Source organism: Paenibacillus polymyxa, from assembly GCF_015710975.1.
GTDB classification, from domain to species: domain Bacteria; phylum Bacillota; class Bacilli; order Paenibacillales; family Paenibacillaceae; genus Paenibacillus; species Paenibacillus polymyxa.
Window position 1 is genome coordinate 436,682 of sequence record NZ_CP049783.1, and the last position, 12,147, is coordinate 448,828.

12 protein-coding genes and 1 pseudogene are annotated in these 12,147 nt (G+C 47.5%); 2 read left to right on the top strand and 11 right to left on the bottom strand.

Annotated features, from left to right (window positions below):
* Positions 1-59: 59 nt before the first annotated feature.
* From groL to G7035_RS02435, 7 genes are all read right to left on the bottom strand, one after another.
* Positions 60-1,688 carry a chaperonin GroEL gene (gene groL / locus G7035_RS02405; RefSeq protein WP_019686448.1) on the bottom strand — a complete coding sequence of 543 codons (1,629 nt, stop codon included), beginning with the start codon at positions 1,686-1,688 and terminating at the stop codon, positions 60-62.
* Positions 1,689-1,761: 73 nt separating this feature from the next.
* On the bottom strand, positions 1,762-2,043 hold the full coding sequence (groES, locus tag G7035_RS02410; RefSeq protein ID WP_007429271.1) for a co-chaperone GroES: 282 nt from the start codon (positions 2,041-2,043) through the stop codon (positions 1,762-1,764).
* Between the two features lie 288 nt (positions 2,044-2,331).
* A complete protein-coding gene (gene tatC, locus G7035_RS02415) occupies positions 2,332-3,099 on the bottom strand; it encodes a twin-arginine translocase subunit TatC (RefSeq protein ID WP_019686447.1) in 768 nt (255 codons plus the stop codon).
* 112 nt (positions 3,100-3,211) lie between these two features.
* A complete protein-coding gene (locus G7035_RS02420) occupies positions 3,212-3,460 on the bottom strand; it encodes a twin-arginine translocase TatA/TatE family subunit (RefSeq protein ID WP_016821198.1) in 249 nt (82 codons plus the stop codon).
* 102 nt (positions 3,461-3,562) lie between these two features.
* Positions 3,563-4,045, bottom strand: a complete 483-nt coding sequence (locus G7035_RS02425) for a MogA/MoaB family molybdenum cofactor biosynthesis protein (protein ID WP_013369877.1) — start codon at positions 4,043-4,045, stop codon at positions 3,563-3,565.
* Positions 4,046-4,158: 113 nt separating this feature from the next.
* A complete protein-coding gene (gene moaC, locus G7035_RS02430) occupies positions 4,159-4,647 on the bottom strand; it encodes a cyclic pyranopterin monophosphate synthase MoaC (RefSeq protein WP_017426496.1) in 489 nt (162 codons plus the stop codon).
* A gap of 38 nt (positions 4,648-4,685) precedes the next feature.
* On the bottom strand, positions 4,686-5,339 hold the full coding sequence (locus G7035_RS02435; RefSeq protein ID WP_019686446.1) for a 5-formyltetrahydrofolate cyclo-ligase: 654 nt from the start codon (positions 5,337-5,339) through the stop codon (positions 4,686-4,688).
* A 269-nt stretch (positions 5,340-5,608) separates the two neighbouring features.
* On the opposite strand from G7035_RS02435, the gene G7035_RS02440 reads away from it, so the two are divergent.
* A complete protein-coding gene (locus tag G7035_RS02440; RefSeq protein WP_019686445.1) occupies positions 5,609-7,573 on the top strand; it encodes an ABC-F family ATP-binding cassette domain-containing protein in 1,965 nt (654 codons plus the stop codon).
* Between the two features lie 544 nt (positions 7,574-8,117).
* Here G7035_RS02440 and tsaD read toward each other — a convergent pair.
* From tsaD to tsaE, 4 genes and pseudogenes are all read right to left on the bottom strand, one after another.
* Positions 8,118-9,182 carry a tRNA (adenosine(37)-N6)-threonylcarbamoyltransferase complex transferase subunit TsaD gene (tsaD, locus tag G7035_RS02445; protein WP_019686444.1) on the bottom strand — a complete coding sequence of 355 codons (1,065 nt, stop codon included), beginning with the start codon at positions 9,180-9,182 and terminating at the stop codon, positions 8,118-8,120.
* Positions 9,179-9,694: a ribosomal protein S18-alanine N-acetyltransferase gene (rimI, locus tag G7035_RS02450; RefSeq protein ID WP_013369872.1), complete on the bottom strand. Its 516-nt coding sequence runs from the start codon at positions 9,692-9,694 to the stop codon at positions 9,179-9,181. Before rimI ends, tsaD begins: the two co-directional genes overlap by 4 nt.
* Before the next feature lie 16 nt (positions 9,695-9,710).
* Positions 9,711-10,546, bottom strand: a pseudogene (gene tsaB / locus G7035_RS02455) (tRNA (adenosine(37)-N6)-threonylcarbamoyltransferase complex dimerization subunit type 1 TsaB).
* Between the two features lie 3 nt (positions 10,547-10,549).
* Entirely contained in the window at positions 10,550-11,029 is a 480-nt protein-coding gene (tsaE, locus tag G7035_RS02460; RefSeq protein WP_019686442.1) for a tRNA (adenosine(37)-N6)-threonylcarbamoyltransferase complex ATPase subunit type 1 TsaE, read from the bottom strand.
* Positions 11,030-11,164: 135 nt separating this feature from the next.
* Between tsaE and G7035_RS02465 the strand changes: the two genes are divergently transcribed.
* A complete protein-coding gene (locus G7035_RS02465; RefSeq protein ID WP_019686441.1) occupies positions 11,165-11,695 on the top strand; it encodes a cysteine hydrolase family protein in 531 nt (176 codons plus the stop codon).
* Positions 11,696-12,147: the final 452 nt, after the last annotated feature.

Here is a 12,147-nt window from a genome sequence, read left to right on the forward strand (position 1 = left end):
TTAACAAATCAATATAGCAATCCATCAAACCCTTGGTGCAACAAGGGTTTTTTGGTTTATTACATCATGCCGCCCATTCCGCCCATGCCGCCCATGTCAGGCATTGTAGCCTTTTCTGGTTCTGGCTTGTCAGCGATAACTGCTTCAGTAGTCAGGAACATAGCCGCTACGGAAGCAGCGTTTTGCAATGCATAACGAGTTACTTTCGCAGGGTCAACGATACCTGCGTCAATCATGTTTACCCACTCACCAGTAGCTGCGTTGAAACCAACGCCTACTTCTTCGCGTTTCAGACGCTCAACGATAACAGAGCCTTCTTCGCCTGCATTAGCAGCAATTGTACGGATTGGAGCTTCCAGAGCGCGCAACACGATGTTGACGCCTGTTTGCTCGTCGCCTTGCAGCTCAACAGCAGCAACTGCATTGTATACGTTCAGGAGCGCTACACCACCACCGGATACGATACCTTCTTCAACCGCAGCACGGGTTGCGTTCAGAGCATCTTCGATGCGCAGTTTGCGTTCTTTCAATTCTGTTTCAGTAGCCGCACCGACTTTGATTACTGCTACGCCGCCGGACAATTTAGCCAGACGCTCTTGCAGTTTCTCTTTGTCGAACTCTGAAGTAGTTTCTTCCAGTTGCGTGCGGATTTGGCTAACACGAGCGTCGATGTCGGCTTTGTTTCCAGCACCGTCAACCACAATCGTGTTTTCTTTTGTAATACGCACTTGACGTGCTGTACCCAGTTGGTCCACAGAAGCTGTTTTCAGGTCCAGACCCAGTTCTTCTGTGATTACTTGGCCGCCTGTCAGGGCAGCGATATCTTGCAGCATTGCTTTACGACGGTCACCAAAGCCAGGAGCTTTAACAGCTACAGCATTGAATGTACCACGCAGCTTGTTGACAACGAGCATAGCCAGCGCTTCGCCTTCGATGTCTTCAGCGATCAGAACGAGTGGCTTGCCTTGTTGTACGATTTTTTCAAGCAATGGCAGGATTTCTTGTGTGTTTGTGATTTTCTTGTCAGTAATCAAGATATATGGATTGTCCAGTACAGCTTCCATTTTGTCCGTATCTGTAATCATGTACGGAGAAATGTAGCCACGGTCAAACTGCATACCTTCAACTACTTCCAGTTCTGTTGCAAAACCGCGGGATTCTTCAACAGTGATGACACCGTCTTTGCCCACTTTTTCCATAGCTTCAGCGATCAGTTCGCCTACTTCATCATCAGCAGCGGAAATACCAGCTACTTGAGCAATGGATTGTTTGCTTTCGATTGGTTTGGAGATAGCTTGCAGTTCAGCAACTGCTGCTTTAACCGCTTTGTCGATCCCTTTACGGATACCGATTGGGCTTGCGCCAGCAGTTACGTTTTTCAAACCTTCAGTGATGAGGGCTTGAGCCAAAACAGTAGCCGTAGTCGTACCGTCACCAGCTACATCGTTTGTTTTGGTTGCTACTTCTTTAACCAGTTGAGCGCCCATGTTTTCGAACGCGTCTTCCAGCTCGATTTCTTTTGCAATCGTTACACCGTCATTAGTGATGAGCGGGCTACCGAATTTTTTCTCCAGTACAACGTTACGGCCTTTCGGTCCGAGTGTTACTTTAACAGCGTTAGCCAATGCATCTACCCCGCGCAGCATGGAGCGGCGAGCGTCTTCACTGAATTTAATGTCTTTAGCCATTTGTGATAAACCTCCCTATGGATTATGAATGATTTGTTTCAATTCCTATATTTAGGTCTTGTCCGGGTCCCGGTTAACCGATGATCGCGTGGATATCGCTTTCTTTCATAATCAAATATTCTTTACCTTCATATTTGATTTCCGTTCCAGCGTATTTGGAGAAAATGACACGGTCGCCTTCTTTTACTTCCAGAGGAATACGGGCACCGTCTTTCAATGCGCCTGCGCCAACCGCGATAATTTTGCCTTCTTGCGGCTTTTCCTTGGCAGAGTCAGGAAGTACGATTCCGAAGGAAGTCGTTGTTTCTTGCTCAATTGCTTCCACCAATACGCGTTCACCCAAAGGTTTGATCATGAAAAATAGCCTCCTTATTAAGTGTTTATCCTGTAATTTGGTTGTTATGTTGTATGTATTAGCACTCAACAGTCGTCAGTGCTAACAACCAACTTTATGATACTCAACTTGAGATTGAATTTCAAGTCCCTAATGTATTTTTTATGGGAATTTTTATGGGCAGCCATTCTCGATTATATCCACCTATCCTAAAAATAACCGTTAACTCAAGGCTAATGGTTATTTTTAAGACAGCTATGTTGATCAATTTTAGAGAAATTAGTTATTGAGCCGTTCAGGCCCTGCTTATTATTCCGCAGCTACACGCAATTGGGCCTCCTGTTCCTCCTGTGCACGCAGTTGCTTGCGGTACACGACTGATGACAAGTATACACTCGCTTCATACAGCACCAGCAACGGAATCGCCACCAAAAAATCGGATATAAAATCCGGCGGAGTGATAACAACAGCGACAAAAACAAGCAGGAAATAAGAAATCTTCCGCCATTTGCGAAGCCTCATCGGGGTTAATACACGAATCCCTGTCAGAAACATGATCAGCAGGGGGAGTTCAAACAGCAACGCTACAGGCAACACAATATTAAACATAAAGGTGAAATATTGCGCAATACCGTACGTTTCCTGCAATCCCATACTTTTGGTGACGGACGATGTAAACTGAATCGCCATCGGGAAAATAATGAAATAAGCAAAAGCTGCGCCAATAATGAACAAAAGCAGCACATAAGGCACATATCGCAAGGTTGCACTCCGTTCTTGCGGCCTTAATCCCGGGCTGACAAACTTCCACAATTGGTAGCATGCAAATGGTAACGCCACTGCAATCCCAATGATCATGGCGATCTTCATGTAGATACCGATTCCGTCCCAAAAGGAAAATGCATTTAACTGAAAAGCTTGCGCCGAACCGGAGCGAATAAGCCAGTTATAGACAGAACCCGCCGCGAACAATCCACCAACCAGCGCCAATACAAATACAATCAGCACATAAATTATTCGTCGACGAAGCTCACCCAGATGTTCCATTAGCGGCATTTCATGCTCTGATGGGGTCAAGCCTATTCCTCCTTTCTGAACGGCACGCAGCAGCGCCTCCTAAAAAATAAAGCCCTTCACTGAAGAAGAGGCTCATGTTTATTATACAAGCAGCAAAAATGAATAACTAAATCTATGACAAGCGTTTATCCTCAGGCTGAGGTTGAACTTCTGACGTCGTCTGTGATGCTTGGACCACACTATCTTTGCTTTCTTTACGCCCAGTCCGTTCATCTTCAGATAAAATATCGCGTGCCCCGTTTTTAAATTCACGGAATGTACGCCCTACAGCTCGGCCCAGCTCAGGCAGCTTGTTCGGACCAAATAGCAGCAGCGCCAGAATAATTAACAAAATATAACCCGGTGCTCCAATATTGGGCATGTGTAGTAATCCTCCTTATGTTGACGGACAAAATGATAACCTCTGTCCATATTCGGCCATATAAATTCTTACAGGTATCATACCACACACACGGGCTGCCTTCTACCGGAACTGACCTGTCACCATGAGCAACGCTTCCGGGAGCTGATCCATAATTGCTGCCAAGTTTTCATGCACGCCTTTGGGCGTTCCTGGCAAATTAACAATCAATGTACGTCCGCGTATCCCCACGATTCCACGAAAAAGCATGGCCGCCGGATTTTTCTGCATCACGATCATTCTCATGGCTTCCGCCATACCTGGCACTTCCCGTTCCACGACCCGTCTGGTCGCCTCAGGCGTCACATCACGGATCGCCAGTTCGGTTCCGCCCGTAGTTAGCACCAAGTCTGCATGAAAATAATCGGTCATTTCGATTAAAGCTGCAATAATCTCATCCGGTTCATCGGGAACGATCCGGTATTCCACAATCTCTCCGCCCAGTTCTTCTTCGACGAGTTCCCGGATGACCTGTGCGCTTGTATCCTCACGCTCTCCCCTTGCCCCTTTATCACTGGCTGTTAGGATCGCCGTTTTCCACACCATAAGATCACCCTTCTCCTATCATGAAAGAATACTTTCTCTTCTGAAAATCAGAAACAGCCACGCTGCATCCTCCATCACATCACAGTACCCTCTCGGCGACAATGTTGTCTATGTCAAGGTTTCCGGTGGTCCTCCCTTTGAAAATCCCCATGCTTGCCACCCGTTTTGGATTGCAGCATGGTAGGGCCGATGATCATATCTTTTTGCAGCGCCTTGCACATATCATACACGGTTAACGCTGCGGCTGAAGCCGCTGTCAAAGCTTCCATTTCTACACCCGTCTTACCCTCGGTCTTCACTTCAACTTCAATATGAAGTACATCATGTCCATTATCGGAAAAAGTAATGTTCACGCCTGTCAGAGCCAGCGGATGACACATCGGTATCCAGTCTGACGTTTTTTTCGCGCCTTGAATCCCCGCGACCTGGGCCACAGCAAGAACATCACCTTTGCCGATTCTGCCTTCTTTTACAGCCGTCAATGTAGCCGGGTTCATCGTAATCTGAGTCACGGCGACTGCTGTACGAACCGTAGACGTTTTGCCCGAAATATCTACCATACGAGCTCGTCCCTGTTCGTTAAAATGAGTAAAGGAATCCACGACTCCCTCACAGCTCCTTTCACATACCCAACTTTACTTCATTCATCATTTGTCGATTTTGCATGATTACAATCTAAGCGTCCTTCAGGTGTAAACAGCAGGTCCACTCGCAAATCTCCTGGCTCCATGGGTACTTGTGCCAACAATTGTCCCGGCAGCAGCAGCGAGACATAAAGCGGACCTACAGAGCCGTTATTACGCTTCTCTGCCTCTACCTGTGCGGTAAAGCGATCATAGTAGCCTCCGCCATAGCCGATTCTGCCTCCACGACGATCAAAGGCCAAGCCGGGCACAACAACCCAGTCGATTCCCGTCCACATTTCAGGCAACCATTCCTTGCATGTCAATGCAGGCTCAGGGATGTTCCATACGCCGGGCACCATATTTTCATACTGATCCATCTCCCTCAGCTCCATGGTTCGGGTTACCGAATCCACTCTCGGGGCCAAGACACGATCTCCCTGTGACCAGCAATGCTCAATGAGGGGAGTCGTAGAAATCTCGCTGCCAAAAGAGAGATAACTAAATAATGTTAGCTTATCCCCGTTTCTGTCTATTCTAAGCTGCTCCCATGCCTCGATTGCATGCCGACAGGCCACAGCCGATGCCTTCTGCCTTGTCAGCGGGTCCATGGAGTCACGCGCTTCCCGTTGCTGTACACGCAGCGCGTTCTTCACATTACAGACATCCACATATCCGCCCTCCCGCACAATCGTCGATAATCATCAAAACGTTGCAATTGTCCCATTTGTCAGTAAGTGCTGTACGTTGCAAGTTTTTTTCATTCTTTTTCACTTCTCGTTTAAGTTTATCATTGTTTATACAAATTGACTATACGAGGCTCAAGGGTTTCGGGGGTGAAAGCAGTGCAATAGTGGGTAATTTCATGTAAACTGGAAGGAAGGTACCTGCGAAAAAGGCAGGAAGAACTGTGCAAAATGTAATGGAGGAACGATACGCTATGCTATTGCAAGTAACCGGAATTACTAAATCCTATGGAATTGAGCCCGTTCTGGACGGGATTAACCTTCAAATATTGGAACGTGAACGTATTGGGCTGGTAGGTGTGAACGGTGCAGGCAAATCGACCCTGCTCAAAATCATTGCTGGTGAAATATCCTATGACAGTGGACAAATCTTTAAAGCGAAGGAAACCAGCATCGGTTATTTGGCGCAAAACAGTGGCTTAAATTCTGACCGTTCGATCTGGGATGAAATGATGCTGGTGTTCACACCGCTGATTGAAGCAGAACGAGAACTCCGGCAAATGGAGCAGGAAATCGCCGATCCGGCAAATGCGCAGAACGAAAAGCGTTATGCCGATCTGCTCGAACGCTATGCACGACGCTCAGATTGGTTCAAGGATCACGGTGGTTATGAAATGGAGACCCGTATTCGCAGCGTGCTGCACGGCATGGGCTTTGGTTCATTTGCACCCGAAACGCCTGTAGCCACCCTAAGCGGAGGTCAAAAAACCAGACTTGCACTAGCGCGCATCCTACTGCTCGCTCCAGATGTCCTTATGCTTGATGAGCCTACCAACTATCTGGATATTCAAACACTGACGTGGCTGGAAGACTATTTGCGCGGCTACTCCGGCTCGCTGCTGGTCGTATCACATGACCGATATTTTCTGGATCGACTGGTGACGACGATTATTGAAATTGAGCGCCATCGCTCCACCCGCTATACAGGCAACTACAGCCGCTATATGGAACTAAAGGCTGCCGAGTATGAAACAAACATCAAGCATTACGAAAAGCAACAAGAGGAAATCGCACGGATGGAGGCATTTATACAACGCAATATCGTGCGAGCCTCTACAACCAAACGTGCCCAGAGCCGCCGCAAGCAGCTGGACAAAATGGAGCGCATGGATCGACCTATGGGCGATTTGAAAAAAGCCCACTTTTCTTTTGAAACTGCCTATATGTCGGGTAAGGAAGTATTAGAGGTGCGTGACCTTTCCGTAGCGTATGAGGGGAAAAAGCCTTTATTTCAGCATGCATCCTTTGACTTAAAACGTGGAGATACGGTGGCACTGATTGGTCCGAACGGGATCGGAAAATCGACTTTGCTCAAATGTCTGACTGGCTCACTTAAACCTGCTGCTGGGTCCATCCACTGGGGTACGAAAATCAAAATCGGTCTGTATGACCAGGAGCAGACAAACCTGAACCCCGCCAATACCGTACTGGAGGAGTTGTGGAGCGAATACCCTCATATGGAAGAAGCACGGATTCGGACAGTGCTGGGTAATTTCCTATTTAGCGGTGACGATGTACTGAAAAAGGTAGCTTCATTAAGCGGAGGAGAAAAAGCCCGCGTATCCCTGGCCAAGCTAATGCTGCGCGAAGCCAACGTATTAATTCTCGATGAGCCTACCAACCATCTGGATCTATTTAGCAAGGAAGTGCTGGAAGCGGCTTTGATGGACTATGACGGTACGCTCTTGTTCATCTCCCATGACCGTTATTTCCTTAACAAAATGGCTGAACGTGTCATTGAGCTTCATCCTGAAGGAATAGAACATTTCCTGGGGAATTATGATGACTATGTAGCCAAGAAACAAGAGTTGGAGGAAATCGCACAGGAAGCGCTCGAGGCAAATCAGAGCAATCGTAGCAAGGCCCCATCTGCCTCTGCGTCCGTAGCAGACGAGACCACTCCAAAATCACGCGCGGCCACCTATGCGGCAGACAAACAAGCCAAAAGCGAGGAACGTAGTCGTCAACGCAAGCTGGAGGCATTGGAAAACAAGATTAAAACGCTGGAAGAACAAATTGTAGGCTTGGAGGAACAAATGACCATGCCTGAAATTTATCAGGATTACACAGCACTTCAGGATATTCAGGCACAACTCGACACCCATAAACAGGAATTGACTGAAACCTATGCATCCTGGGAGGAACTGCTTGAGGCATAAAGCTGCTGCATAAAATCTTAGCCATAAAAATTTCACATTTCCCTCTTCTATTTTTTGTACACAAGAATATCCACAACTTTTGTGTATGGACGATATTGAAAAATGGCCTTTTAGGCCATTTTTTTATTGATAAAACGCCACCTTCAAATGAAAACCAAATTTATCCACTACTTTATCCACATTATCCACAGATTTCACAATCAATATAGCTATGAAATATCCCCCATCCTACTATCACCTAAAAGTCTTAGCCTGCTTGCTTCGAGCCTGTTTATCCACATTTTGAACGGTATATGTGGATAACTTTGTTCACAACTTGACAAATCACATCATTATTCGGGCAGTATAAAATTTTCATGTTTTTTTGGTGGAACATGAAAAATCGTGAACAATTGTGACGAATCATGCGAGGAAATAAGATGCTGGCAATCATTCGCTCAAACTCCTGTATTTTATCCTCTTGAAATTCTATTTATATATATGTATAGCGCGGAATAAAAAAAGACACGACCCTGAATGTGTCGTGTCCTTCCTATTCGCTCAATTAAGTTTGAACAGACCACTCTTCCAGAGACAGCCCTGGATCAGCTTTCATGTCCAATGAGGTGAATTCTCCGCGCTTCCACTTGGCGTATGCCGCGGCACCGATCATCGCTGCGTTATCTGTACAGTATTTCATGGAGGGTACAAGCAGTTCGATGCCTTCACGCTCACAGCGTTCCCGCAATGCTGTACGTAGTCCACGATTAGCAGCAACACCGCCGCAAAGCAGCAGCTGCTTCGCACCGTATTCACGCATAGCACGAATCGCTTTTTCCACCAGCACCTCTACGACCGACTCTTGAAATCCTCTTGCAATCGCTCCCGCATGAACGGTTTCTCCGCGCATTTTCGTCTGGTTAATTACATTCAGCACCGCCGATTTCAAGCCGCTAAAGCTAAAATCATAAGAATCCGGCTCCAGCCATGCACGCGGCAAAGTAACCACTTCCTCCGATTCATGGGCTACACGATCCACATGCGGACCGCCGGGATATGGAAATCCGATGGCTCGCGCTACTTTGTCGTAGGCTTCTCCAACCGCATCATCCCTTGTACGACCAATAAGTTGAAAATGACCTTCGGACTCCATCAGCACCAGCTCGGTATGCCCTCCTGACACCACGAGAGCAATGCATGGATATACAATATCATGCTCCAACTGATTTGCATAAATATGTCCCGCAATATGATGCGTTCCGATTAACGGTTTGCCGAACGCCATAGCAGCGCTCTTGGCGGCGACTATACCAACCAGCAATGCGCCAACCAGTCCTGGTCCTTGCGTCACGGCAACCGCTGAAATCTCACGGGGGCTGATTCCCGATGTTTGCATAGCCTCGTCCAGCATATAGGTAATGCTTTCTACATGTTTGCGCGACGCTACCTCTGGCACAACACCGCCAAAGGCTTTGTGTGTTTCAATCTGACTGGAGATCAGATTCGAAAGCACCTCTGTGCCATTTTTCACGACAGAAACAGCCGTTTCATCACAACTCGTTTCCACTGCCAGTATATAGCAAGGCTCGCTAGAGGCAGAGCCTGTACCTGCTTTTTCCGCTTGCGTCATTGCTCCTGCACGCTTCCTTCCTGTTCACCGGATGCCCCGTGTGCGGGAAGATCCGCCCACATAATCACAGCATCCTCGTTATTATCCGAATAATAGCCCTTGCGTACACCTGCAGGCTTAAAGCCCTTTTTCTCATACAAGCCCTGAGCGATCCGGTTCGTTACCCGGACCTCTAGGGTCATACGCTCCATCCCTAAATAAGAGGCAGTCTGCATCAGCTCATCCAACAGCTTGTCTCCAAGCTTGCGTCCACGATAAGCCTCACGAACCGCAATATTCGTAATATGCGCCTCATCCATAATCGTCCACATGCCTGCGTAACCAATGGCTCGTCCATTAAGCTCCATAATCATATATTTAGCGAAATGATTCATCGTCAGCTCATTGCGGAAGGCTTCCTCCGTCCACGGCAGCGTGAACGCTTCATGCTCAATCTCCAGCACATCGGGGATGTCATCCAGTTGCATTAAGCGAAACTCAAGCTTCTCTTCCCGCTGTATGTTCTTTGCCATGTTGCTCACCGCCTCTTCAGCGCTGACGAAGCAGATTGGCTTCCGCCTCCGCCAGCTGGGTATAATTCGGAACCAGCGTATGTAGCTCGTCATATTCCTGACGAAGCAGCTTATCCGCCCCAAGGCGGCCAACCCATTTTCCTTCCAGCTCATACGGTACGATACGAAGCTCGCTCCATGCACGCAAGCGCTCCGCTGTTTCGGCGTGAATCGTCGTTTCACCGACGAGCCAAATCACCGCAGGACGCTCTTCGACAGGCAAAACCTCCAAACGTTGCAGCAGATCATCTGTCCACGCAGTCATCAACCGGATAGCATCCGCCTCTAACCGCTGCGGGCTACCGCTGTCGTTAACTGAATTCGCAGTGAACAGCCCCGTGTACACCTGACCACGGCGCGCATCCAGCACAGGCACAATCCAATCTGCTGCCTGCGCCCCAGACGAGTCGTTATTCGCAGATTCATGTTTACCTTCTTGCCCCTTCATTTCGATACCATGATTCCATCCACCCCAAGCCAAAGCCTGCAAAGTGGAAATGGATGTCACCGGAACCCCCAGGCCCAAGCTAGTGTCTTGGCTGCGGTCACCGCGATTCGGATGCCAGTGTAAGATCCCGGTCCAACACCTACTGCAAGACCGTCCACATCATCGCGTGTCAGTCCTGCTTCGCTCAAAAGCCGTTCCAGCTCAGTAATGACATGCACCGAGTGATTGCGTTCGCCATAAACATTACTTTCTCCCAGCAGCTCTTTTCCGTTCATCAGGGCGGCCGCCATTACAGTCGTCGCTGTATCTAACGTCAAAAACCGCTCACGCGGCTTTTCATTTACATCTGTATGCTCTCTTTGCATGGTTCAAACTCCATTCTCCCGCAAGCTGCGGCACCATTGTTCATAAGGCTCGCCGTACCCGGTCAGGTGAATCAAGCGCTCCCCTACATCCGTTGTTTCTATATACATGTGAAGCCGCTGATTCGGCAACATATCCGGTATAATACTACCCCATTCCACCAGACATACTCCTGTCCCGTAAAAGTATTCGTCCAGCCCCAGATCCTCCGCCTCGTCCTGAGAGATACGGTATACATCCATATGATACAAAGGCAATCGGCCCTCGTACTCCTTAATGAGGGTGAAGGTTGGACTATTTACGATACCCGGCACCCCTAAATGGCTGGCAAAAGCCTTGGAAAAAGCAGTCTTGCCCGCTCCCAGATCTCCATCCAACACAATCACGGTTCCGGGACCCGCTTGGGCTGCCAAAAAGCCTGCTAATGTCCCGGTCTGTGCCTCTGAGACAGAACGGAATACAAACTGTTCCTGCGAAATTGTCATCTCTTTTAATCACCTTTCGTCCGAATCGGACCGTTCCAACTTGTTCTTTATTATATAGTTCACCTTATGTCGCCGCAAGGCATGAAGACATGCTATTGTAAGTTAAGTGTTACACATAGGGAGGGAATCGAACTGATGGGACAAACCGTTTTACTCTTGATTGATGTTCAGCAGGCTATGTTCATGTATGATGAGAAGCTGTATCGTGAACAGGAAGTTGTAGCGCATTTGCAGCAGCTTTTAACCGAAGCCAGAGCTTCTGGTACACCGGTCATTTTCGTGCAGCATACCGATGAAGCGGATGAGGATTTCCGGGAAAACAGTCTAGGCTGGGCCATCGCAGACGTGGTGCGTCCTCTTCCTCACGAACGAATTGTCCGAAAATCATCCTGGGACAGCTTCTACCAAACTGAATTGCGTCATGTGCTCCAGGGATTGGGGGCAAGCCAGCTGATTATTGCCGGAATGCAGACTGAATTTTGTCTCGACACGACTTGCCGAAGTGCCTATAGTCTGGGATACCAGAACAACGTGCTCGTATCGGATGCGCATAGTACATTTGATAGCAAGGTACTAAGCGGCGAACAAATCGTAGCTCATCACAATGCAGTGCTGGGTAATCGTTTTGCGCGTTTGCTCACGACGGCAGACGTACATTTTTCGTGAGCTGTTGAAGTAAAATTTTTACGTTCCAAGCCGATTGCTCTCAAGCAGTCGGCTTCTTTTTTGTTCACACGAGCAAATAAAAAAACACTGACGTCATAACGTCATTGCTATAGGTGGCCCAGACATATATGAATTGATATTTATCCGAATTCCAAATGTATTCATTTGGATTGGCAACCTACTTTGCTTTTTTAGATGCTATAAGTTGGTTGCGAATTTACATATAGAGGGAGTTTTTCCCCTGTGATGAGCTAAATGAAATTTACCAAGAAATTTTTTTCACAGATTGATTTGCACTTTCGTATTTAACATAAAATTCAATTTTTGATCACTATTTTCAGAAAAATCAAGAAATTAACAGAAAACATTAGAATGACCTACTTATTGTGGACGATATGGCTCTATAAACATCTGTATTTGGATCTATGTAAAGATTTGAACATTGAGCAAAA

Bases quoted from the DNA above. Each gene is read 5' to 3' on its own strand.
- tsaE (WP_019686442.1), bottom strand. From the start codon at position 11,029: ATGACAATTTCGCAGGAACAGTTTGTATTCCGTTCTGTCTCAGAGGCA.
- tsaD (WP_019686444.1), bottom strand. From the start codon at position 9,182: ATGACGCAAGCGGAAAAAGCAGGTACAGGCTCTGCCTCTAGCGAGCCT.
- G7035_RS02425 (WP_013369877.1), bottom strand. From the start codon at position 4,045: ATGGTGTGGAAAACGGCGATCCTAACAGCCAGTGATAAAGGGGCAAGG.
- G7035_RS02420 (WP_016821198.1), bottom strand. From the start codon at position 3,460: ATGCCCAATATTGGAGCACCGGGTTATATTTTGTTAATTATTCTGGCG.
- rimI (WP_013369872.1), bottom strand. From the start codon at position 9,694: ATGGCAAAGAACATACAGCGGGAAGAGAAGCTTGAGTTTCGCTTAATG.
- G7035_RS02465 (WP_019686441.1), top strand. From the start codon at position 11,165: ATGGGACAAACCGTTTTACTCTTGATTGATGTTCAGCAGGCTATGTTC.
- G7035_RS02440 (WP_019686445.1), top strand. From the start codon at position 5,609: ATGCTATTGCAAGTAACCGGAATTACTAAATCCTATGGAATTGAGCCC.
- groES (WP_007429271.1), bottom strand. From the start codon at position 2,043: ATGATCAAACCTTTGGGTGAACGCGTATTGGTGGAAGCAATTGAGCAA.
- groL (WP_019686448.1), bottom strand. From the start codon at position 1,688: ATGGCTAAAGACATTAAATTCAGTGAAGACGCTCGCCGCTCCATGCTG.